A 21,939-nucleotide genomic window follows, 5' to 3' on the forward strand; every position below is an offset into this window, starting at 1 on the left:
GACCTGATTATGCCGCGCTGTTTTCCGCGGTTGTCCGCACCTTGGCGTGGCTGCCAGATTCGTCGGCCTTGATTGTGCCGCCGAACAGCATCTTTACCCGGCCCGACAGGGAGATGTCGGTTTCCCACAGTTCAGCAGAGTCGATGTCGACGCGCAGCAGCGCGAGGTTCGGGTCATTGCGGCCCTCCGGGAACCACGCCTCGACCTGCTTATTCCAGAGCTTGTCGATCTGCGCCTGATCGTTGTCGATCCGCGCGGTGCCGTCGAGGCAGGCGAAGAAGTCGTGCCCCTTGGAGACGTACTGCGCCATCACGCGGCCACCGTCGGCGAGCCGGTTCGTCTTGCCGATGAAAAAGAACAATGTGTCGACCTGATCCTGATCGAGTTGCGCGGTCAACGGCTCGTGATGCGCATGGCCATCCGCCGGGCCGACCATCACGAAGGGGCTGTCGGCCATCTTCTTCCAGAGATCCTGCTTCAGCTTCTTCGGATCGGTGTTGGCGTCGGCCATATCGTATCTCCTGTTCGGGTTCGACGGGAGAACGTGAGGCGGGGGCGTTGGTTGCGCGGTCGTTGCGCGGGCGTCATGACCGGGAGCGGCGGCAATCCCGCCGCCACCATGAGGAAGTGAACTATGACGTTTGCTGACTTGTGCATGTTCCTCGGCGTTTTGATCGCCTTCGCGACTCTGGTCGTGCGGATGATCGAGGCGGCGCGGAAGTAGCGCACGGGCGGGGTCCGGCCTGGCAGCCGGGCCCCAAACGCATTTGAGCCCCGGCCGCTGGCACGACCGAGGCTCACATGAGGCGGTGCTATGACGTCACCGTACCTCTATATAGCGGGGAGCGACCAAGCGTTCAACGTCACAGCACTTCGAAGAGCCCCGCCGCGCCCATGCCGCCGCCGACGCACATCGTGACGACGACGTGTTTCGCACCGCGGCGCTTGCCCTCGATCAGCGCGTGGCCGACCATCCGCGCGCCCGACATGCCATAGGGGTGGCCGATCGAGATCGCGCCGCCGTCGACGTTGAGCAGTTCGTCGGGGATGCCGAGCTTGTCGCGGCAATAGAGAACCTGCACCGCGAACGCCTCGTTCAGCTCCCATAGGCCAATATCGGTCATTTTCAGGCCGTTGCGCTCGAGCAGCTTAGGGATCGCGAAGACCGGACCGATGCCCATCTCGTCGGGTGCGGTGCCGGCCACCGCCATGCCGACATACCGCCCCAGCGGGGTCAGCCCGCGTTGCTCGGCGAGTTTCTCCTCCATCAGCACGCTCGCCGAGGCACCGTCCGACAACTGCGAGGCGTTGCCGGCGGTGATGTTGAGGTCGGGCCCGAGCACCGGCTTCAGCCCGCGCAATCCCTCCAGCGTGGTGTCGGCACGATTGCCCTCGTCCTTCGTGAGCGTGACCTGCTCGTGCGAGACCTCCTTCGTCTCCTTGTTCACGTTCGCCTTGGTCGCGGTGACCGGGACGATCTCGGCATCGAAGCGCCCGGCAGCCTGCGCCGCGGCGGTGCGCATCTGCGAGCGATAGCCATATTCGTCCTGCGCCTCCCGCGTGATCCCGTAGCGCTTGGCGACGATCTCCGCGGTCTGGAGCATCGGCATGTAGATGTCCTTGTGCATTGCCAGCAGCTCGGGATCGGGCGCGACGCGCATCTCGGGGGTCTGCACCATGCTGATGCTCTCGACCCCGCCGCCGATCGCGATCTGCATCCCGTCATGCACGATCTGCTTGGCGGCGGTGGCGATCGCCATCAGGCCGGAGGCGCATTGCCGGTCGAGCGACATGCCCGATACGCTGGTCGGCAGCCCGGCGCGCAACAGGCTGGTGCGCGCGATGTTCGGCGACTGATGCCCCTGTTGCAGCGCGGCGCCGAGCACGACGTCGTCGACCTCGGCGCCGTCGACGCCGGCGCGCTCGACCGCGGCCCTGATCGCATGGCTGGCCAGCGTCGGGGAGGGCAGGTTGTTGAACGCACCACGATAGGCGCGGCCGATCGGGGTGCGGGCGGTGGAGACGATGACGGCGGAACGCATGAGACGGGGCCTTTCGGTGCAGCCTAGACGAAGATTTGGGTGATCCACTCGGCGACCATCGCGGGCTTTTTCTGCCCTTCGATCTCGATCGTGACCTCGGCGGTCGATTGATATTGGCCGGGGCGCTTCTGTTCGAACGACAGCAGCCGCGAGTGTGCGCGGATGCGCGCGCCGGACGGGACGGGTGCGAGGAAGCGGACGCGGTTGCCGCCGTAATTGACGTGCATCGTCGCGGCGCTGACCGTCGGCAGGTCGGGCGTTTCCGCCATCAGGCGTGGTAGCAGCGACAGTGTGAGGAAGCCGTGCGCGATCGTGGTGCCGAACGGCGTCGCGGCAGCACGGACGGAATCGATATGGATGAATTGACGATCACCGGTGGCGTCGGCGAAGGCGTCGATCATCGCCTGCGTGACGTCGATCCATGCCGAGACGCTGGTGCGTCCGACCGCACCCTCCACTTCGTCGAGCGTCACGGCCCGTCTCTCCCAACCTTTGCGACTGTGTAGGCGCAGTTGCGCGTCGCTCGCAAGGTGGGGCGGACCGAAAATATGAAAAAGGCCGGGTGCCGCTACGGAAGCGGCGAACCCGACCTTCTAAAATGGAACCCGCGCCGGTGATACGCCCCGGCACGGACCGTCGCGCTTAGCGGCAGCGCACCTTGCCGCGGTCGATCTGGCGACCAAGCAGCGCACCCGCGCCGCCGCCGGCCAGCGTGCCGAGCAGGCCACCGCCGACGAGGTTGCCGAGCAGCGCGCCGCCGGCGCCGCCGACCACGAGACCGGTGGTGCCGTCGTTGCGGCGGCAGTAGTTGCGGCCGTCACGCCCGCGATAGACCTGATCCTCGCGGCTTAGACGACGCTCGCGGTAGTTGCCGCGGCGATAATTCTTGGAGGCATCCCAATCGTTACGGTCGCCCTGCCATTGGTAATCGCGGTCGCGATCCCGGCGTTGCGCGTCCGCCGCCGGGGCGGCGACCATCGGGGCGGAGACGGTGGCGATCGCCAGTGCCGTCAGCAGGGCCTTCTTCATCTCGATCATACTCCTTCAGCTGCCTGCACGAACGTTGCAGACACGGAAGGGTTCACGCCGGTTGCGTTGCGGCGTGTCCGGGATCGGGAACGAGCAGCTTTTCACGCTGTGCGACGATCAACGGGACGACGATTTGTCCGGCGACGTTCACCGCGGTGCGCCCCATGTCGAGGATGGGGTCGATCGCGAGCAGCAACCCGGCGCCTTCGAGCGGCACGCCGAGCGTGGTGAGCGTGAGCGTCAGCATCACCAGCGCGCCGGTCAGCCCGGCGGTCGCGGCCGAGCCGATCACCGAGACGAGCGCGATCAGCACATAGTCGGGCGCGTGGAGCGCGACGCCGTAATATTGTGCGACGAACAGCGCCGACACCGCCGGGTAGATCGCGGCGCAACCGTCCATCTTGGTCGTCGCGGCGAAGGGGACCGCAAAGGCGGCATAGTCGCGCGGGACGCCGGCCTTTTCGGCGACATCCTCGGTGACCGGCAGCGTCGCGATCGACGAGCGCGAGACGAACCCGAGCTGGATCGCCGGCCAGGCGGTGGCGAAGAAGCGGCGCGGCGACAGGCGGTTGGCGGCGAGCAACGCGGGATAGACCCCGAACAGCACCAGCGCGAGCCCGAGATAGACCGCCCCTGCGAAGCTGCCGAGCGCGGCGAGCGACGACCAGCCGTAGCGGACGATCGCGGTGCCGATCAGCCCGGCGGTGCCGATCGGCGTGAGTCGCACGACCCAGCGCAGCAACTGACGAAAGATCGTGAGTAGTGAGGTGTTGACCGACAGGAACGCCTCGCCCGCCGCGCCGACCTTCACCGCCGCCGCGCCGACCGCGATCGCGACGACGATCAGTTGCAGGACGTTGAACGAGACGCCGGTGGTGGCGGCGCCGTCCTTGAGCCTGGTCGACGCCTCCAGCGCAAGGAAGTTGCCGGGGATCAGCCCGCGCAGGAAATCGAGCCACGAGCCGGCGGTGCCGGGCGCGACCGCGCTGGCGGCGTCGACGCCGGCGCGCACGCCGGGCTGGAGGATCGTGCCGAGCGTCAGCCCGATCGCGACCGCGATGAGCGCGGTGATCGCGAACCACAGCAGCGTCTGGCCGACCAGCCGCGCGGCATTGCCGAGGTCGCGCAACGCAGCGACCGAGGCGACCAGCGCGGTGAAGACGAGCGGCACGACCAGTGCCTTGAGCAATTTGACGAAGCTCTCGCCGGTGAGGCGGAGGGTTTCGGCGAGTGCGCCGTCAGGGGCGGTGCGGGCGACGAAGCCGAACGCGACGCCGATCGCCATGCCGGCGAACACCTGCACCGTGAAGGAGGGTTTCTTCATGGTGCCGAGGTGAGAGGGCGCGGGGGTTTGCGCCAGCAACTTTGCGTTTGTGGCTAGGGAGTGGGGCTTTGCGGGGGGCTTAAGCGGGAAAGGGAGACGTAGGTTTTGGCAAGCGGTTTTGGCAAGCGCCGCCACGTCGGAGGTTCTGGATTCCCGCGTTCGCGAGAATGACGAGTTTGGTGACGATGGATGACGCGACCAGGCACGCCGTCGCCCCTGCGGAGGCAGGGGCCTATGGCTGTGTCGTCTTGCGAACCGTCTGACACATGCACGACCTGTCGTGTGTCAGATGTCTGTCCTTTTACGCGACAGGCATGGGCCCCTGCCTGCACAGGGGCGACGGCGTTTGTGGCGGGCGGATGTAGTACGGCTTGCCGGTGTCGCCCGGAGGGGAAAGATGCGTGGCTTAATCCTTCGCCGTCTGGGCCGGCTCCGCGTACGGCATCACCAAGGTTCCGTCCGGGGCCGCCGTGTAAGTGGTCTGCGTCGGATACGGAATGCTGATCCCCTCCTGCGCGAAGCGACGCATGATCGCGACCAGCAGGCGGTTGCGGACATTGTGTGCCGTCGCCCAGTCGTCGCCGGGCGTATCGACCTGGAGCACGAAGTCGAGGCTCGACGCACCGAACGTCTCGAACCCGGCGCGCGCGACCTTGGCGCCTTCCGCCTCGACCAGCTCGGTCAGGATCGCGGGGATGCGCTCCAGCGTCTCGGGCGGCGTCTCATAGGCGACGCCGATCGTGTACGACACGCGGACGTGATCGCGCTGCGAGGTGTTCTGGATTTCCTTGTCGAGCAGGTTGCGGTTGGAGATGATCCGCAGCTCGCCGGTGAACGCGCGGATGCGCGTCGATTTCAGACCGATCGCCTCGATCACGCCGCTGGTGGTGCCGTAGCTGATCTTGTCGCCGCGCCGGAACGGGCGGTCGAAAATGATCGCCAGCGCCGCGAACAGGTCCGCGAAAATGCCCTGCGCCGCCAGACCAATCGCGATGCCGCCGACGCCGAGCCCCGCAACGAGCCCGGTGACGTTGACGCCGAGGTTGCTGAGCACGACCACCAGCGCGATCGCGAAGACCGCGAAGCTGACGAGCAGGCGGATCAGCCCCATTGCGCTCATCAGCGCCTCGCCCGAGTAATGTTCGTCGCGGGTGCGGTGCTCGATCGCGCCGAGGATCAGCTCGCGTGCCCAGATCGCCGCCTGGAACACCGCCGCAACCGTGAACAGGAAGGTGATCGTCTTGTCGAGATCGGCGGGCGTGGCGGCATAGCCGTCGACCAGCTTGGCCGAGAGCATGACGATGAAGAAGGCGTTGGTCCGCTCGATCGCGCGACCGAGCACCGCCGCCCAGCCCTTGCCCGAGGCGCTGCGGTGCGCGAGCCGCGGCCCGAACGCGCGGACCCAGAACAGCAACAGCGCAATCGCGACGCCGATCCCGACCGCGATCAGGATCTGCAGCCAATGCTGCTGCAACCAGATGAAGCTCGAATGGAGCAACGCGCCGGCCTGCTGGCCGACGCGATCGGTATCGAACGCCGCCTTGTGGGCGGCGGCGGCACTGGTATTGCTCATGTCAGGCGGCTTTCAACTCGCACGCGCCGCAGGTTTCGAGGAAGGCGATCAGCCCGCGCTCGGTACGCGTCAGATAATGGGTGGATCGCGGCAGCCGCAGCGACTGGCGGAACGCGGCCTGCGCGGCCTTGTCCTTGCCGAGTTCGATCAACGCCGGGTGGACATAGGATTTGCGCGCGATCGCCGGCGTGTTGCCGAGATGTGCGACCACCGGTTCGAGCATCGTCTTGAGCCCGATCGGCGCCTCGGCTTCGATCAGCGCCTCGAACGCGACGACGCTCGCGCCCCAGGTGCGGAAATGCTTGGCGGTGAAGCCGTCGCCCATCGCCGCGCGGAGATAAGCGTTCACGTCGGACGAGGTTACCGCGTGCGGTGCGCCGTCGTCGCCGACATATTGGAACAGCTTCTGGCCGGGCAGATCCTGACATTTCTTGACAAAACGCGCGAGGCTGCCGTCGGTGATCTTCAGCTTGCGGATCTTGCCCGACTTCGCCTTGTATTCCAGCTTCAGCGTGCTGCCGCTGATCTGCGCATGGCGGTCGCGCAGCGTGGTCAGGCCGAAGCTCTTGTTCGTCCTGGCATAGGTCTCGTTGCCGATGCGGAGCGCTGCGACGTCGAGCAATTTGACCACCGCTGCGACAGTGCGTTCCTTGGTATGGCGGCGGCGTTCGAGATCGGCCTCGACGCGCGCACGCAGCTTGGTCAGCGCGCGGCCGAACGGCGCGCACAGATCATATTTGGCTGCTTCCTGCTGCGCACGGAAGCCGAGGTGATAGCGGTATTGCTTGCGACCCTTTTCGTCCCAGCCGACCGCCTGGATATGACCCTCGGGATCGGGGCAGAACCATGCGTCGGTATAGGCCGGAGGGAGGCCGATCGCGTTCAGCCGGTCGATTTCGTCGCGGTCGGTGATCCGCTTGCCGCTCGCATCATAATAGGCCCAGGCATCGTGGCGCGTGCGCTTGCGCGTGATTCCTGCGGTATCATCCTCAAAGAAAACGAGATTTCCTGCCACCTTGGCCCTTCCGCGGTGCTGTGACCCGGGTTTTGAAATGCGCAAGGGCTGCCCATCGTTCCCGGAACGGGCGACCATTGCGGAGGGTTGGGGCGCCGGAACACTTCCTTTCCAGCAGGAGACTGACATGGCCGATTTGTCGCAAGCCCGCGTGCTGATGATCGCCGCCGACGGGTTCGAGACCGTGGAATTGTTCGAGCCGCGCAAGGCGCTGGAAGCGGCCGGCGTGACCGTCACACTCGCCTCGATCAAGCGCGATCCAATCCAGGGGATGAAGGGCGACATCAACAAGGCGGAAACCGCCACGCCCGACCTGACGCTGGAGGAGGTCGAGGTCGACGATTACGACGCGCTGGTGCTGCCGGGCGGGGTCGCGAACCCCGACAAGCTACGCGTCGTGGATCTGGCGGTCGAGATCGTCCAGCAGTTCATGGACGAGGACAAGATCGTCGCCGCGATCTGCCACGCGCCGTGGCTGCTCGCCGAGGCCGATGTGATCGACGGGCGGCGCGTGACCGGGTTCGTCTCGATCCGCACCGATCTCGCCAATGCCGGCGCGGAAGTAGAAGATGAAGAAGTGGTGATCGACGACAATCTGATCACCAGCCGCAAGCCGGACGACATCCCGGCGTTCAACAAGGCGATCATCGACGCATTGACCGAAGAACTCGCCGACGCTGACTGAGGCGCGCGGCGCGTAAACGCCGCGATAAGGATACCGCGGCGTTTACCATCTGCTCATGATTGTTCCGCTACACTGCGGACATGCTCGACGACATCCTGCCCCTTCCGCTTTCCGCGCGCAGTCATGGCGTGCTCGACTCGATGCGTGCCGCGGTGTCGCGGCTCGGCAGACGGCGGGTCGAGCGCGTTACGGCGGCGGGGGGCGTCGCGCCGTGTGCGTGGATGGCACCACCGCCCGAGCGGCCGCTGCCGCGCGACCTGAACCTCAAGCTCAGCGCGTTCGATCCGGGCGCGCTGCGCCGTTCCACCCCGGTGTCGGCGGCGGCGTTCGTCGATCCGATCGTGCTGGAACGGACGCTGCACCGCATTCCGGCGCGCTGAGGTCGCACGCCACCGTCACTCCCTCGATCCGCAGCATCACCCGCTCGCCATATCGCGCATGGGTCGCGACGCGCAGGTCGGCGACGATCTGACCGGGGATCGTCAGTTCGCACGCCGGTAGCTGATCCAACCAACGATCGAGCACCGCGCCGATTCGGGTGCTGACGACGAGTTCGTGCCGTGCGCCCGAGAAGGTGGCGCTGTGCCACGGGATCGCGCGACCATGTTCCACCACCAGCGCCACGCCCGCTTGCGCCGCGTCACGCGACACCGCGCGCTCGAACCGCCGCGCAATCATTGCGCGCGCGCCGACAGGATCGCCGCAACCCTCGCGCACAGCGCCGGGCCGGGTACCCGCCCGCGGCGCAGATCGCGGACCAGTCGCGGATCGTTGACCGCGCGCCGCCCGAACGTGGTCTCCGCCACGCCGGTCCTTTGCAAATAGACGTCGATGTCGTTCAACAGGCACATGGACTCTCACTCCGACTCTGTGTTCCTTATATGTTCTCCTTTGTTCTACTTGTCGAGGAAAAATCCTCAGCGTAAGGTTGCGTGATGAACGACACGCCACAACAGGCACTTGCGGCGGCGGCGCGCGCGCGGGGCGTGGCGTTGTCGGCGCTGTCGCGGATGCTCGGGCGCAATCAGGCGTATCTGGGGCAGTTCGTGAACCGCGGCTCGCCCCGCGTGCTGCCCGAGCGCGAGCGGCGGATGCTCGCCGATTTCCTCGCGATCGACGAGGCGCTGCTGGGGGCACCGCCGCTGGTAAGTGACGATGTCGCGGTGCCGTGGCTGGCGGTGCAGGCCGCGGCGGGCGTCGCGCAGATCGCCGACGAGCGCGTGCTGCGGACCGAACGGCTGCCGCGCGCGGCGCTCCGCGGTGCCGGGGTTTCACCCGAGGCGGCGTCGGTGATCTGGGTGAGCGGCGACTCAATGGCGCCGACGTTACGCGATGGCGACCGGTTGCTGGTCGACCGTGCGACGCGGGAAATCGCGGGGCGGGGCGGGATCTATGTGGTGCGGCGCGGCGAGGCGGTGGTAGTCAAGCGGCTGGTGCCGCGGGGCGATGCGGTCGAGATCCGCAGCGACAATCCGCTATGGCCAGCCGAGCACGTGCCATTGACGGAGATCGAGGTAGTCGGGCGCGCGACGTTGTTGCTGCGGCGGCTGTAGCGGCGCGCGCGCGGGCTCGTTACACTCGGTCCAAACAAGGAGAGGTAGCGCATGAAACTCGCCAGTTTGAAGCAGGGGCGCGACGGTCGCCTGGTCGTCGTATCGGACGATCTGGCCTGGTATGCCGATGCCGGGCATATCTGCGCGACGCTGCAGGCCGCGCTCGACGACTGGGCGCAGGTTGCCCCCGCGCTCGAGCTGCTGGCGGTCGATCTGCGCAACGAGGCGATCCCGCGCGAGCGCTTCCACGAACATGACGCCGCCGCGCCGCTGCCGCGCGCTTACCAGTGGGTCGATGGGTCGGCGTACGTGAACCATGTCGCACTGGTGCGGCAGGCGCGTGGCGCGGAGCTGCCCGACAGCTTCTGGCACGATCCGCTGATGTATCAGGGCGGGTCGGACGGCTTCCTCGGCGCGCGCGATGCGATCCCGCTCGCCGACGAGGATTGGGGCTGCGATCTGGAGGGCGAAGTGGTGGTCGTCACCGGCGACGTGCCGCTGGGTGCGACGCGCGAACAGGCGCTGGACGCGATCCGGCTGGTCGGGCTGACCAACGACGTGTCGCTGCGCAACCTGATCCCGGCCGAACTCGCCAAGGGGTTCGGCTTTTTGCAGTCCAAGCCGGCCTCGGCCTTCTCGCCGGTGTTCGTGACACCGGCGGCGCTGGGCGAGTGGTGGCGTGACGGCAAGCTGCACCGCCGCTTGCTGGTCGAGGTGAACGGCGCGCCGTTCGGCCGTGCCGAGGCGGGCGAGGACATGACTTTCGACTTCGGGACGTTGATCGCGCATGCCGCCAGGACGCGCGCGCTGGGTGCGGGGACGATCGTCGGATCGGGCACCGTCTCCAACCGCGACGCCGATGGCGGGCCGGGGCGGCCGATCGCGGAGGGCGGCGTCGGCTATTCGTGTCTCGCGGAATTGCGGACCGTCGAGACGATCCAGAGCGGCGCGGCACAGACACCTTACCTCGGCAAGGGCGACACGGTGCGGATCTGGATGGAGGACGATCGCCACCATCCGATCTTCGGGACGATTGAACAGATGGTCGGCTGAGGCGCCCGGCGCTTCGTGGTTTGCTACGCGCGCAATGACGGAGCTATGTGATGATCGCTCCGGGCGCCGCGCGACGTATGCGCAGTTCGGGGCGACCGAGCATCGCAAAACCAAGGAAGGCGGCGATCAGTCGATGGTCGTCGACCGCCGCCAGCACTTGCTTGAGATCGTCGAGAAACGCCTGCGCAGCCGTCGTGTCGCGGACGCGCCGGACCTCCATGGCCCAGCCGCCGAACTGCCGCGCCTGCACCTGGCGACGTTCGATATAAGCGATCGAATCGTGGCGTGGGTCGCGTTCGATCCGCGCCATCAACGCCTCGACCTCCGACTGCCGGCCTTCGAGCGCCTGGATGAAGCGCCAGCCATCGTGGAGCAACAGGCCGGTGATGGCATGGTCGGCGTTGAAGCGCGTTGCTTCGACCGCCAACCGGTCAAGCTCGGCATCGTCAAGCGGACCGCTGGCATGGCTGATGTAGACCAGCTGATAAACGAGATCAGCCATGTGCATGATGTCGATCAGGCATGAGGGGAGTGTCAGCGCAGTCTTTGCAAATCAACTGGCTTGGTCCAGTAGCGCCGCGCACATTTCGCGTCGCCCCGGATGTGACCCGGAATAATGGTTAACAGCGGGGTCCGGGCGTATCAGTGAAAGTCATGGCTGCGGATCGGGATGACATCCTCGGGATCGCAGCCGTTGCGGAACGGGGGGTGATAGTCGCTGCGCACGCGCGTCTTCCAGCCGGGATCGCCGCGGTCGGGCGAGCCGGGGTGGGTCGCGCCGTCGCCGCGGCTGGTGAGGCGCGGCAGGTCGATGTCGCCGACCTCGCGCAGCATCGCGGTACGATCGTGGATGCGATCGGCGATGACATGGATCACTTCACCCTCGCGCTGGACGACGCCGGTGACGCTGATCATCGCCGAGGACATGACGACGGTGCGCTGCGCCTCAAATCGGTCGGGCCACAGGATGATATTGGCGACCCCGGTCTCGTCCTCGATCGTGATGAACAGCACGCCCTTCGCCGAGCCGGGCTTCTGGCGGACGAGGATGATCCCCGCGACCTCGACGCGGCGGCCGTCGCGCGTTTGCCGGAGCTGCGCGCACGCGATCACGCGCTGGTCGGCGAGCCGGTCGCGCAGGAAGAACAACGGATGCTCGCGCAGGGTGAGCTGCGTGGCGCGATAATCCTCGACGACCTCGCGCCCGGCGGTGAGCGGCACGAGGCTGACCGGCGGTTCGCGGCGTTCGGCGGCCTCCAGCAGCGGCAGCGGCGTCTCGCCGAGCCCGCGGATCGCCCATAACGCCTGCCGCCGGTCGAGCCCGAGCGCGTGGAAGCCATCGGCCTTGGCGAGCTTCTCCAGCGTTGCCAGCGGCACGCCCGAGCGGCGCCACAAATCCTCGACTGAACGGAACGGCGCCTCGGCGCGCGCGGCGATGATCCGCGCGACGTCGAGCATCGCGACGCCCTGGACGACCTTCATCCCCAGCCGCAGCGGCAGGCGCGCGGTGCCGCCCTCATCGACCAGCCGCGTATCCCAGTCGCTGTCGACGACGCACACCGGGCGGATCACGACGCCATGCTCGCGCGCGTCGCGAACGATCTGCGCGGGGGCGTAGAAGCCCATCGGCTGCGCATTTAGCAACGCGCAGCAGAACACGTCCGGGTGGTGGCATTTCATCCAGCTAGAGGCATAGGCGATCTTGGCGAAGGAGGCGGCGTGGCTTTCGGGGAAACCGTAGGAGCCGAACCCCTCGATCTGCTTGACCAGCCGTTCGGCGAAATCGGGGCCGATGCCCTTCTTCGCCATGCCTTCGATCAGCTCGGTTTTGAACTGCCCGACGCCCTGCGTGTATTTGAAGGTCGCCATCGCCTTGCGCAATTCGTCGGCGCGCGCCGGGGTGAAGCCCGCGCCCTCGATCGCGACCTTCATCGCCTGTTCCTGAAACAGCGGCACGCCATGCGTTTTGCCAAGCACCGCCTTCAGCTCTGGCGACGGATAGTCGAACTCGATCGCCGGGTTGCGGCGCTTCTGTTCGCGGCGTTTCAGATAGGGGTGGACCATGTCGCCCTGGATCGGGCCGGGGCGGACGATCGCGACCTGGATCGCGATGTCGTAGAAATTGACCGGCAGCATCCGCGGCAGCATCGCCATCTGTGCACGGCTCTCGATCTGGAAGACGCCGAGCGTATCGGCCTTCTGAATCATTTTGAAGGTCGCCTCATCGTCGGTCTGCAAGTCGGGGTGGTCGAGCGTCAGGCGCAGGTTCTTGTGGCGCGCGAGCAGGTCGAAGGCGCGGCGCATACAGCCGAGCATCCCGAGCCCGAGGATGTCGACCTTCATCATCCCGGCTTCCTCGACATCCTCCTTCTCCCATTCGATCACGCGGCGATCGGCCATCGCGGCGGGTTCGATTGGCACGAGCGCGTCGAGCCGGTCGCGGGTGAGGACGAAGCCGCCGGGATGTTGCGACAGATGCCGCGGGGTGCCGATCAGCTCGCGCGCCAGTTCGAGCGTCAGCGCGAGCCGCGGGTCGCCGCGATCGAGGTTGAGCGCATCGACATGGCGATCGGCGACGCCTTCCTCCGACCAGCCCCACACCTGCCCGGCAAGCGCGGCGGTCATGTCCTCGGGCAGTCCCAGCACCTTGCCGACCTCGCGCACCGCGCCGCGCGCGCGGAAGCGGCTGACCACCGCGGTCAGCGCGGCATGGTCATGGCCATAAGTGTCGTAGATCCACTGGATCACTTCCTCGCGGCGTTCGTGCTCGAAATCGATGTCGATATCGGGCGGTTCGGCGCGGTTCTCCGAGAGGAAACGCTCGAACAATAACTGGTGGACGATCGGGTCGATCGAGGTGATGCCAAGCACGAAGCAGATCACCGAATTGGCCGCCGACCCGCGCCCCTGACACAGAATTTCCTGGCTGCGCGCATATTCGACGATCGAATGGACGGTCAGGAAATAGGCGGCGTAATTGAGTTTCGCGACCAGCCCGAGCTCCTTGGCGAGCAGGTCGCGATAATCCTGTGGCACCGCGCCGTCGAAGCGCCGGTCGAGCGCGCGGGTGGCGAGTTTCTCCAGCGCCTGTTGCGGGGTTTGCCCGCTCATCACCTTCTCTTCGGGGTAGAGATATTGGTCGCGCAGGTCGCGTGGCGAGAAGGTGCAGCGCTCGACCACCGCCGCGACCGCGGCGAGCGCGTCGGGGAAGCGCGCGAAGCGGCGCTCCATCTCAAACGGGGGATGGAGGCAGCGGTCGGCGGAGCGTTCGCGGCGCAACCCGAGCGCGTCGATCGTGGTCTTCTCGCGGATCGCTGTAACGACGTCCTGGATCATGCGCTTGTCGGGATGGTGGTAGAGCACGTCGCCGGTCGCGAGCGGGGTCAGCCCGTAACGGTGTGCGGCGGCGGCGGCGGCGTACAGGCGGCGCGCGTCGTCGGGGCGGCGCTGCTGCGTCAGGCAGACATGGCCACGCGCGTCGCCCGAGCCGGGGCCGAACAGGTCGGCCATCCAGCGCAGCTCGCTCTCATCCGCGCCGTCCGCGCCGGGGACGAGCGCGGCGACCAGCCCGGCGGCGTGCGCGGCGACATCCTCCCAGTGCAGGAAGCAGCGGCCTTTCTCGCCATGCTGCGGACGGGCGCGCGCCTTGCCGATCGTCAGCAGCCGGGTGAGCCTGCTCCATGCCGCGAGGTCCTGCGGCCAGACGAGCAGCGACGCGCCGGTGACGAGATCGAGCCGGCAACCGGCGACCATCCGCACCGGATTGCCCTGTGCCGAGGTCTTTTCGGCGGCGACCATCGCGCGGACGATCCCGGCGACCGAATTGCGGTCGGTGATGCCGAGCGCGGGGAGGCGCATTTCCGAGGCGGTGGTGAACAGCTCCTCGCACGACGACACGCCACGCAGGAAGCAGAAGTGGGTCGAGACCTGCAGTTCGGCATAGGCCATGGCTCAAAGTTCCGCCGTCATTGCGAGCGGAGCGGAGCAATCCAGGGCGTCCTGGTCCGGCTCTGGATTGCTTCGCTGCGCTCGCAATGACGGTGCTGAGACAACCGGCCTCAACTGCCCAATCCATGCAGGAACCAGCTCAGATCGCCGGTCTCGCTGCGCATCCCGTCGCCGCGGCGGAACAGCCAGAAGCGTTGCCCGGTCTCGTCCTCGACACGGTAATAATCGCGAACCGCCATCCGCTCGGGCGCGCGCCGCCACCATTCGCCCGCGACACGCTCCGGCCCTTCGGCGTGGACGATGCGGTGCGTGGCGCCGCGCCACGTGAAGCGCTTCGGCGGCTGGTCGGGGAGTTCGGCGAGGACGTGGTCGATCCGTTCCGGTCGCCGCAACAGCAACACCGGTCGCGGCCAGCGCGGGTGCCACGGATGGTCCGCGGCGCGTGCGTCGAGCTGGCGGACGTCGTCGGCGCGCAACGCACGCGTCTCGCGCGCCGACGGGTCGAGCGGCGCGGTGCGCGTCCACGAGCGTTCGGGGACGTCGCTCTCGACCGGCGCGACCCGCCACAGCCGGTTCGCGCCGATACGGTTGATGAGCGCGTCGATCAGCGGGGCGAGATCGGGCGCGGTGTCGTTGGCGAGCGCCGGGGCGAGCGTCTCGGCGCCGAGCGGGTCGGCGCGACGCACGATCAGCGCGATACCGTCCACGCCATAACCGGGTTCAATTTCCTCGATGCGGCGCAGGGTCAGCCGCAGCATGTGTGCGGCGTCGCGGGTCGGGCGCGCGAAACCGAGCCGCAGGATCTGCGGCACGCCGTCGACGCGCGCGGCGATCATTTCGACCGAACGTGCGCCCTGACCGGCCTTGGCCAGCGCGACCGTCAGCCGCTGCATCAGTTCGCGTAGCCAGTGTTCGATCGCCTCGGGGGTGGCGATCGGCTCGACGAAGCGCTGCTCGACGGCGACGCGCGTCGGGGGGACGATCGGCTCGAACGGTTCGGGCAGCTGGCCGAGCGCCTGATCGATGCGGTCGGCGATCGCGCGGCCGAAGCGTCGGACGAGCGGCGCGCGCGGGAGGGCGGTGAGCTGGCCGATCGCCTCGATGCCGAGCCGCGCGAGCAGTTCCAGCGCGGGCGGCTCAAGCCGGAGCGCAGCGACCGGGAGCTGCGCCAGCGCGGTGCCTTGCCCGGCCGGTGGCACAATCTGCACGGCGTCGCGCGCGCCGAACCGTGCCAGCGCCCAGGCCGCGCCCGGTGTGTCGGCGACCGCGACGCGCGCCGTGATGCCGTAGCGCGCGAGCAGCCGCAGCAGCCGGCGGCAGAAGCGCGCCTCGCCGCCGTGGAGATGCGCGACCCCGGTCAGGTCGACGAACAGCCCGTCCGCGTCGGAGACCGTGACGGTCGGTGCCCAGCGGCGCGCGAGCAGGGTGGCGAGCGCGGCGAGATCGGCGGCGTCGCGCTCGGGCTCGGCCTCGCGCACGTCGAGGCCCGGCACCTGCGCGCGCGCCATGGTGAGCGCGGTGCCCGGGCCGATGCCGAGCGCGCGCGCCGCTTCATTGGCGGCGGCGACCTCGACCCGCGCGCCGCTGCGCTGCACCGTCACCAGCGGCGGTTCGTCGACGAGTGGGGGTATGTGGGCCGCTTCGTCCTCGTCGTCGCAGACGCGCGCCACCATCGTCGCGAGCGTGCGGCCGGTCTGGAAGAAACGGCCGGCGCCATAGCCGGGCGCGGTCGGCGCGCTTTTGCCGTGATTGTCGGGGTGCGGGCCCTCGCCGGGGTATTGGACAGCGGGCATGGCGGCGAGTTGCTTGAGGCTCTGTGCGAGATTGGGTGGGGCGACATGCCCGGCCTCGCCGCCATGCCCGTCGCGCGCGCTGCGGCGCGGCGCCTTCATCGCACGGCGGACGACCACATCCTCGCCGGGGCCGAGCACCGGCGGCATCCTGGCCATGCGGCGCAGCACACCCGATTCGTCGGGGGGCATCGGGCGGAACGGGTTGTCGCCCAGCTCGGTCTTGCGCGACAATTCCTGCAGCGACGGGCGGCGATGCGCGGGGAGCGCCTCGACCGAGGCTTGCAGATCCTCGTTGTGCCAGCCGCGCGTGCCGGGGCGGAACAACGGTTCGGCAGCCTCGGTGCGGCGCGACAGCTCGCGGAACGGGGTAGCGGCGGCCTCGCTGGTACGGCCGAGTTCGCGCTGCGCGGGGCGGCGATGCGCGGGCAGGCCGGCGACCGCATTCTCGACCTGATCGCGCGTGTCGGCGAGTCCACTGCCGGGGTCGGTCCGCGCCCAGCGCGCGCCGGGACGCCAGCCGCCTTCGTTGGGCACCGAACAATGCAGCGCACGTTCGGCGGCAGCATCGGCACCCAGCGCGTCGAACGCGGCGCGGCCGTCGGCTTCAGCCGACGGCGCGGCGCGGCGCTCGATCCGCCGCAGCCGGTCGATCGACCAGCTGGGCAGGTAGAGCGAGGCGACCCGTTTCATCGGAGCCCTCCACCAAGAGTTCGAATGGATCCCCGCCGCGCTGGCGCACGCATTCGACGTGCCAGCAGGCGCGGCCCAGCCCGCCCCACGGCGCCTTCGACGACGGTGCGTGCGCGACGCGCCAGCGCGTCACCGCCGCGGACGGCGCGGTGATTGGATCGGTGCCGTCGCGGGTCGGGCGGCGCAGCAGCAGCGCGGGGGTGCCGCCGCCCTCGGCGGCGAGTTGCAGCCGGCGTGCCTGCGCCATCTGGACTCGTTTCGCCTCACCCACCACCGCGCCGAGCCCGCGGTGGCGCAGACCTTCCTCGACCAGCGCGAGCAATTCGGCATCGTCGCGCGCCTCGGCATAGACGACGCGCGCCGGGGTGAGCCCGGCCTGGAACAGCCCCGGCGCGAACAGGTCGCGCGAGCGGACGACCCATAATATCTCACCCTGCGTGCGCGCGGCGATCCCGGCAGCGAACAGCACCGCGGCGGCATCGTCGCCCCATCCGGTGCCGCGCGAGGAGATTTCGTGGAGCGCGTCGGTCCGCAGCCCATGGTCGGCGAGTCGCACGTCGAGCGCATCGACACCGAACGGCAGCACGGGCCGGTCGCGCGCCTCGCCGGTGATGGCCTGCAAGCTCTCGCGGAGCGCGGCAAGGGTGGGAACGGGACCGGACACAGGCGACTCGCAATGAATATGTTCGCTATTTGTTCCTATATGCGTTCCGGCGTCAAGGCTTTGCCGGAGCTAGGAATGTGGGGTTGGGGCTCCCATCGTTCGCCTCGTTCGTCATCCCGGACTTGATCCGGACTCCCGCTATTGACCCCGTGCCAAGAAGAAGCGGGGCTCCGGATCAAGTCCGGGGCGAGGATCGATGGGGAAGGTGACTAAGCCGCCTCAGCCTGATCCTCCGCCGACGGCGTCACGCGCAAAATCTCGCTCACCGCGCGGCGTTGCTCGCGGCGCGTGACCACCGGCGCGAGGCGCCCGGTGTCGTCGCAGGCGATCGCGGTTGCGGTGAACGGTTCGCCATCGGTCTGTCGGGCGAGCGTCAGCGCCCACCGCGGGCGAGCATTCCCGACCATCGGCACGGTGCCGACCCGCCAGCGGGTCGCCGCCGGGGAGGAGGCCGCGAACGGATCACCGCCTTCGCGCGCCGGGCGCTTCATCAGCAGCGCGACGGTGCGCCCGCGCGCCGCTGCCAGATGCACGCGCTTGGTCGCGGCCAGCGGGGCGCGACGCACCTCGCCGATCACCGCGCCCAATGCGGGATGGCGCAGGCCTTCCTCCATCAACGCGAGCACCCCGGCGTCGTCATCGGCCTCGGCATGGATGACGCGCTTCGCCAGCAACCCGGATTGCGTCAGCGCAGGCGCGAACAGGTCGCGGCGGCGCACCACCCACAGGATCGGCCCCCACGCCCGCGCCGCGACGCCCGCGACGAACAAGGTAGCGGCCGCATCGTCGCGCAGCGATGGCGTCGCCGCCGCCACTTCGTGCAGCGCGTCAAGCCGCAGCCCGCCGTCCGTCAGGCGTGAGTCGATGTCCGGAATGCCGAACGGCATGACCCGCCGCCGGCTGTGCCCGTCGCCCGGCACGGCGCGCAGCGTCTCGCGCAGGGAAATGAGGACGCTCGACTCGGGCACGACACGCAGGACTCCGCAGCGGAATGTCGTTCGCAATTTGTTCCATAACGAGGGCGCGAGTCAATGGTCTGTCACGATCCGGGACGACAGTGATCGCGAGGCGCGCCGCTCAAAAGGGCTTTGACTGGCGTTGAAACAATATTACAAGCGGCTGAAATCGTGCTGCGTGCCAAGCGGCGCATGACGGAGAGTGAAACGTGGGCGAAGAACCCGGCATCGTGCACCCGCGCGGCAACCTGCCGCCCCTGTCGCTGCACGTCCCAGAACCCAAATTCCGGCCCGGCGATGCGGTCGATTTCGCCGATGTCCCGATCCCGCCCGCGGGTGCGGCACGCCGGCCCGACACCGCCGAGCCGGCGCGCGATTTCACCGAACTCGCTTATTCGATGGTGCGCGTGCTTGACGAGAACGATCAGGCGGTCGGCACGTGGAACCCGCGGCTGTCGCCCGACACGCTACGGCGGATGCTCCGCCACATGGCGACCGTCCGTGCATTCGACGAACGGATGTTCCGCGCGCAGCGGCAGGGCAAGACCAGCTTCTACATGAAATCGCTCGGCGAGGAGGCGGTGGCGGTCGCCGCGGCGCACGCGCTGGATGCCGAGGACATGTGTTTCCCCTCCTATCGCCAGCAGGGGCTGCTGATCGCGCGGGGTTGCCCGATGGTCGACATGATGAACCAGATCTATTCGAACACCGGCGACAAGCTGCAGGGCAAGCAGCTGCCGATCATGTATTCGGAGAAGCGCTTCGGCTTCTTTTCGATCTCGGGCAATCTGACGACGCAATATCCGCAGGCGGTCGGCTGGGCGATGGCGTCGGCGTCGAAGGGCGATACGCGGATCGCGGCGACCTGGTGCGGGGAGGGGTCGACCGCGGAGGGCGACTTCCATTCCGCGCTGACCTTCGCGACCGTCTATCGCGCGCCGGTGATCTTCAACGTCGTCAACAATCAGTGGGCGATCAGCAGCTTCTCGGGGTTTGCGGGCGCGGAGGCGACGACCTTCGCGGCGCGCGCGGTCGGCTACGGGATCGCCGGGCTACGGGTCGACGGCAATGACGCGCTGGCCGTCTATGCCGCGACCGCCTGGGCCGCGGAGCGCGCGCGGACCAATGCCGGGCCGACGCTGATCGAGCATTTTACCTATCGCACCGAGGGGCATTCGACCTCCGACGATCCGACGCAATATCGCTCGGCCGGCGAGCCGAATGCGTGGCCGCTCGGCGATCCGATCCGGCGGCTGAAGGATCATCTGGTCGCGATCGGCGAATGGGACGAAGCGCGGCAGGCCGACATGGACCGCGAGGTCGCCGAACAGGTGAAGGCGGCGCAGAAGGAGGCCGAGAAGAACGGCGTGCTCGGCCACGGGCTGCGCCAACCGCTCGACTCGCTGTTCGACGGGGTGTTCGAGGAGATGCCGTGGCATTTGCGCGAGCAGCGCCAGATGATGATCGACGAGGAAACCGCGAGCGGTCGGCCGTGGGACCGGACGTGAGGGCGGCCGCTTCCTTCGTCAACGCGGCCTTGCGCCGGGGTCCCGCTTCCTTCCGCCCGCAGCAAGAAGCGGGACCCCGGGTCAAGCCCGGGGTGACGGGGTAAAAAGATGAGCGATACGATCGAACAACCGGTGGACGACACCACCACCCGCATGAACATGATCCAGGCGATCAACTCCGCGATGGACGTGACGATGGCGCGCGATCCGTCGATCGTCGTGATGGGCGAGGATGTCGGCTATTTCGGCGGCGTGTTCCGCGCGACCGCGGGGCTCCAGAAGAAATACGGCAAGACGCGCGTCTTCGACACGCCGATCACCGAATGCGGGATCATCGGCGTCGCGGTCGGGATGGGCGCCTATGGCCTGCGCCCGGTGCCGGAAATCCAGTTTGCCGATTACATCTACCCCGCGCTCGACCAGCTGGTCAGTGAGGCGGCGCGGTTGCGCTATCGCTCGGGCGGCGAGTTCACCGCGCCGATGACGGTGCGCTCGCCGTTCGGCGGCGGGATCTTCGGCGGGCAGACGCATTCGCAGTCGCCCGAGGGGATCTTCACGCACGTCTCGGGGGTGAAGACCGTCATTCCCTCGACGCCCTATGATGCCAAGGGGCTGTTGATCGCGGCGATCGAGGACAATGATCCGGTGATCTTCTTCGAGCCGAAGCGCATCTACAACGGCCCGTTCAATGGCCATTGGGATCGCCCGGCAGAGAATTGGTCAAAACATCCCGGCGGCGCGGTGCCGACCGGTTATTACAAAATCCCGCTCGGCAAGGCGAACGTGGTGCGTGAGGGCGAGGCGGTGACGATGCTCGCCTATGGCACGATGGTCCACGTCTGCGCGCAGGTGGTCGCCGACACCGGCGTCGATGCCGAGATTGTCGACCTGCGCACGCTCGTCCCGCTCGACATCGAAACGATCGAGGCGAGCGTGAAGAAGACCGGGCGCTGCATGATCGTCCATGAGGCGACGCGGACCAGCGGGTTTGGCGCGGAGCTGGCGGCGCTGGTGCAGGAGCGGTGCTTCTATTACCTCGAGGCACCCGTCGAGCGCGTCACCGGCTTCGACACGCCATACCCGCACAGCCTCGAATGGGCCTATTTCCCCGGACCGGTGCGGATCGGGCAGGCGCTCAAGAAAATCCTGAAGGACTAAGGCAGATGGCGCGTTTCACCTTCAAGCTGCCGGACATCGGCGAGGGCATTTCCGAGGCGGAGATCGTCGCGTGGCACGTCGCGGTCGGCGACCGCGTCGAGGAGGACCAGAGCCTCGCCGACATGATGACCGACAAGGCGACCGTCGAGATGGAATCGCCAGTCGCGGGCGTGGTGGTCGAGATCGCGGGCGCGGTCGGCGATCAGGTGTCGATCGGCGCGCCGCTGGTGGTGATCGAGACCGAGGGCGAGGGGGAGGTTGCTGCTCCTGCGACGGAACCAGACACGCTTGAGGCGGAGAATCCCGGTGTCGAGGAAGCCTCTCCCCTCCCTGCAAGGGAGGGGCCGGGGGTGGGTGATGTGTCCAACGACGCAAACCCCGAACGTGACGCCCCGTCTAAACCCGAATCCCACGACCGTTCCTCGAAGATCAACACCCGATCGGTCGAGACGACATGGCAGCAGATCGGCTCGCTTCTCGACGCCTTCCCACCCCACGAATGCGCCAACTATCTCCGCAACAGCGGCTACGCTTCAACTTAGATGGATCGCACTCTAGCGGCCGATTTGCTCCGGCGACAGCGGTGCGTGGGGATCGGCAACGGTATGCTCCGGATCCTCACGCGGCTCGAACGCCACGACCCACTGCGGATAGCCGTTCGGCGACATGACGATGTCTGCATGTCCGACCGGGTCGTTGCCAGTTTCGATCCAGCCAGCCCCCTTGCAATAGTCGCAGACGGCCCTCTTGCACCGGAAGCTCACCAGATCGATCTCGGTGTTCCACTGCCCGTGTCCCTTGCAGATCGGGCACTTGGCATCGAGCGTGCCGTTCCGCGGCTGAAGCGGGATGATGTCGAACGCGTGAGGGCTGTTAGGGCCGTCACAGTAGACGATGTTGCTGGCGTGGGCGATCGGTCTTCTCCTTGGCGCCGCACGAACGACTGGA

The 21,939-nt window shown here is 67.9% G+C and carries 19 protein-coding genes and 2 pseudogenes; 8 read left to right on the plus strand and 13 right to left on the minus strand.

All coding sequences use genetic code 11. The features are described from left to right. Window positions 1-7: 7 nt before the first annotated feature. The 7 genes from BACI71_RS05625 to BACI71_RS05655 all read right to left on the minus strand — a co-directional run bounded on the left by BACI71_RS05625 (window position 8) and on the right by BACI71_RS05655 (window position 6,983). Complete coding sequence (locus BACI71_RS05625; protein WP_159756161.1) at window positions 8-511, minus strand: pyridoxamine 5'-phosphate oxidase family protein; 504 nt, start codon at window positions 509-511, stop codon at window positions 8-10. 352 nt (window positions 512-863) lie between these two features. Continuing rightward, window positions 864-2,042: an acetyl-CoA C-acyltransferase gene (locus tag BACI71_RS05630; RefSeq protein ID WP_159756165.1), complete on the minus strand. Its 1,179-nt coding sequence runs from the start codon at window positions 2,040-2,042 to the stop codon at window positions 864-866. A gap of 23 nt (window positions 2,043-2,065) precedes the next feature. Then, on the minus strand, window positions 2,066-2,515 hold the full coding sequence (locus tag BACI71_RS05635) for a MaoC family dehydratase (protein ID WP_268894058.1): 450 nt from the start codon (window positions 2,513-2,515) through the stop codon (window positions 2,066-2,068). A gap of 169 nt (window positions 2,516-2,684) precedes the next feature. After that, window positions 2,685-3,071 carry a glycine zipper 2TM domain-containing protein gene (locus tag BACI71_RS05640; RefSeq protein ID WP_159756168.1) on the minus strand — a complete coding sequence of 129 codons (387 nt, stop codon included), beginning with the start codon at window positions 3,069-3,071 and terminating at the stop codon, window positions 2,685-2,687. A 52-nt stretch (window positions 3,072-3,123) separates the two neighbouring features. After that, window positions 3,124-4,395 carry a dicarboxylate/amino acid:cation symporter gene (locus BACI71_RS05645; protein ID WP_159756171.1) on the minus strand — a complete coding sequence of 424 codons (1,272 nt, stop codon included), beginning with the start codon at window positions 4,393-4,395 and terminating at the stop codon, window positions 3,124-3,126. Window positions 4,396-4,801: 406 nt separating this feature from the next. Beyond that, window positions 4,802-5,968: a mechanosensitive ion channel family protein gene (locus BACI71_RS05650; protein WP_159756174.1), complete on the minus strand. Its 1,167-nt coding sequence runs from the start codon at window positions 5,966-5,968 to the stop codon at window positions 4,802-4,804. A gap of 1 nt (window position 5,969) precedes the next feature. Then, the gene (locus BACI71_RS05655; RefSeq protein WP_236552829.1) at window positions 5,970-6,983 is read right to left on the minus strand and encodes a DNA topoisomerase IB; all 1,014 of its coding nucleotides are present in this window, start codon (window positions 6,981-6,983) and stop codon (window positions 5,970-5,972) included. Window positions 6,984-7,110: 127 nt separating this feature from the next. On the opposite strand from BACI71_RS05655, the gene BACI71_RS05660 reads away from it, so the two are divergent. Together BACI71_RS05660 and BACI71_RS05665 are read left to right on the plus strand one after the other, a co-directional pair. Further along, complete coding sequence (locus BACI71_RS05660) at window positions 7,111-7,668, plus strand: type 1 glutamine amidotransferase domain-containing protein (RefSeq protein WP_159756181.1); 558 nt, start codon at window positions 7,111-7,113, stop codon at window positions 7,666-7,668. An 80-nt stretch (window positions 7,669-7,748) separates the two neighbouring features. Then, window positions 7,749-8,048, plus strand: a complete 300-nt coding sequence (locus BACI71_RS05665; protein WP_159756184.1) for a hypothetical protein — start codon at window positions 7,749-7,751, stop codon at window positions 8,046-8,048. A gap of 294 nt (window positions 8,049-8,342) precedes the next feature. Here the strand turns inward: BACI71_RS05665 and BACI71_RS05670 are convergent, their stop codons facing one another. Next, window positions 8,343-8,519, minus strand: coding sequence for a hypothetical protein (locus BACI71_RS05670; RefSeq protein WP_201297297.1), 177 nt, complete (start codon window positions 8,517-8,519; stop codon window positions 8,343-8,345). Between the two features lie 84 nt (window positions 8,520-8,603). Here BACI71_RS05670 and BACI71_RS05675 point away from each other — a divergent pair, with 84 nt between their 5' ends. Together BACI71_RS05675 and BACI71_RS05680 are read left to right on the plus strand one after the other, a co-directional pair. Next, window positions 8,604-9,221, plus strand: a complete 618-nt coding sequence (locus BACI71_RS05675) for a S24 family peptidase (protein ID WP_159756187.1) — start codon at window positions 8,604-8,606, stop codon at window positions 9,219-9,221. A gap of 51 nt (window positions 9,222-9,272) precedes the next feature. Next, window positions 9,273-10,274, plus strand: a complete 1,002-nt coding sequence (locus tag BACI71_RS05680) for a fumarylacetoacetate hydrolase family protein (protein ID WP_159756190.1) — start codon at window positions 9,273-9,275, stop codon at window positions 10,272-10,274. A gap of 43 nt (window positions 10,275-10,317) precedes the next feature. Here BACI71_RS05680 and BACI71_RS05685 read toward each other — a convergent pair whose 3' ends face one another. The 5 genes from BACI71_RS05685 to BACI71_RS05705 all read right to left on the minus strand — a co-directional run bounded on the left by BACI71_RS05685 (window position 10,318) and on the right by BACI71_RS05705 (window position 18,337). Beyond that, window positions 10,318-10,776 (minus strand): BLUF domain-containing protein, encoded by a 459-nt coding sequence (locus tag BACI71_RS05685; RefSeq protein WP_159756193.1) that lies wholly within the window; start codon window positions 10,774-10,776, stop codon window positions 10,318-10,320. Between the two features lie 140 nt (window positions 10,777-10,916). Continuing rightward, complete coding sequence (locus BACI71_RS05690; protein WP_159756196.1) at window positions 10,917-14,222, minus strand: error-prone DNA polymerase; 3,306 nt, start codon at window positions 14,220-14,222, stop codon at window positions 10,917-10,919. A 110-nt stretch (window positions 14,223-14,332) separates the two neighbouring features. Beyond that, entirely contained in the window at window positions 14,333-16,705 is a 2,373-nt protein-coding gene (locus BACI71_RS05695; protein ID WP_236552830.1) for a Y-family DNA polymerase, read from the minus strand. Then, entirely contained in the window at window positions 16,620-17,369 is a 750-nt protein-coding gene (locus BACI71_RS05700) for an ImuA family protein (RefSeq protein WP_236552831.1), read from the minus strand. Before BACI71_RS05700 ends, BACI71_RS05695 begins: the two co-directional genes overlap by 86 nt. Window positions 17,370-17,578: 209 nt before the next feature. Continuing rightward, entirely contained in the window at window positions 17,579-18,337 is a 759-nt protein-coding gene (locus BACI71_RS05705; protein WP_201297298.1) for an ImuA family protein, read from the minus strand. Between the two features lie 197 nt (window positions 18,338-18,534). Between BACI71_RS05705 and BACI71_RS05710 the strand changes: the two genes are divergently transcribed. The 4 genes and pseudogenes from BACI71_RS05710 to BACI71_RS18200 form a co-directional block, all read left to right on the plus strand. After that, entirely contained in the window at window positions 18,535-19,833 is a 1,299-nt protein-coding gene (locus tag BACI71_RS05710) for a 3-methyl-2-oxobutanoate dehydrogenase (2-methylpropanoyl-transferring) subunit alpha (protein WP_201297299.1), read from the plus strand. A 153-nt stretch (window positions 19,834-19,986) separates the two neighbouring features. Then, complete coding sequence (locus BACI71_RS05715; RefSeq protein ID WP_159760913.1) at window positions 19,987-20,991, plus strand: alpha-ketoacid dehydrogenase subunit beta; 1,005 nt, start codon at window positions 19,987-19,989, stop codon at window positions 20,989-20,991. Window positions 20,992-20,996: 5 nt separating this feature from the next. Continuing rightward, a pseudogene (locus BACI71_RS18195) lies at window positions 20,997-21,167 on the plus strand (biotin/lipoyl-containing protein); the annotation flags it as partial. Between the two features lie 186 nt (window positions 21,168-21,353). Continuing rightward, window positions 21,354-21,533, plus strand: a pseudogene (locus BACI71_RS18200) (IS630 family transposase); the annotation flags it as partial. Window positions 21,534-21,939: the final 406 nt, after the last annotated feature.

It is taken from the genome of Sphingomonas sp. 8AM, from assembly GCF_902506455.1.
In the GTDB taxonomy this organism is placed as follows: Bacteria; Pseudomonadota; Alphaproteobacteria; order Sphingomonadales; family Sphingomonadaceae; genus Sphingomonas.

Bases quoted from the DNA above. Each gene is read 5' to 3' on its own strand.
- BACI71_RS05680 (WP_159756190.1), top strand. From the start codon at position 9,273: ATGAAACTCGCCAGTTTGAAGCAGGGGCGCGACGGTCGCCTGGTCGTC.
- BACI71_RS05625 (WP_159756161.1), bottom strand. From the start codon at position 511: ATGGCCGACGCCAACACCGATCCGAAGAAGCTGAAGCAGGATCTCTGG.
- BACI71_RS05645 (WP_159756171.1), bottom strand. From the start codon at position 4,395: ATGAAGAAACCCTCCTTCACGGTGCAGGTGTTCGCCGGCATGGCGATC.
- BACI71_RS05675 (WP_159756187.1), top strand. From the start codon at position 8,604: ATGAACGACACGCCACAACAGGCACTTGCGGCGGCGGCGCGCGCGCGG.
- BACI71_RS05670 (WP_201297297.1), bottom strand. From the start codon at position 8,519: ATGTGCCTGTTGAACGACATCGACGTCTATTTGCAAAGGACCGGCGTG.
- BACI71_RS05630 (WP_159756165.1), bottom strand. From the start codon at position 2,042: ATGCGTTCCGCCGTCATCGTCTCCACCGCCCGCACCCCGATCGGCCGC.
- BACI71_RS05695 (WP_236552830.1), bottom strand. From the start codon at position 16,705: ATGAAACGGGTCGCCTCGCTCTACCTGCCCAGCTGGTCGATCGACCGG.
- BACI71_RS05640 (WP_159756168.1), bottom strand. From the start codon at position 3,071: ATGAAGAAGGCCCTGCTGACGGCACTGGCGATCGCCACCGTCTCCGCC.
- BACI71_RS05715 (WP_159760913.1), top strand. From the start codon at position 19,987: ATGAACATGATCCAGGCGATCAACTCCGCGATGGACGTGACGATGGCG.
- BACI71_RS05660 (WP_159756181.1), top strand. From the start codon at position 7,111: ATGGCCGATTTGTCGCAAGCCCGCGTGCTGATGATCGCCGCCGACGGG.
- BACI71_RS05685 (WP_159756193.1), bottom strand. From the start codon at position 10,776: ATGGCTGATCTCGTTTATCAGCTGGTCTACATCAGCCATGCCAGCGGT.
- BACI71_RS05690 (WP_159756196.1), bottom strand. From the start codon at position 14,222: ATGGCCTATGCCGAACTGCAGGTCTCGACCCACTTCTGCTTCCTGCGT.
- BACI71_RS05650 (WP_159756174.1), bottom strand. From the start codon at position 5,968: ATGAGCAATACCAGTGCCGCCGCCGCCCACAAGGCGGCGTTCGATACC.
- BACI71_RS05665 (WP_159756184.1), top strand. From the start codon at position 7,749: ATGCTCGACGACATCCTGCCCCTTCCGCTTTCCGCGCGCAGTCATGGC.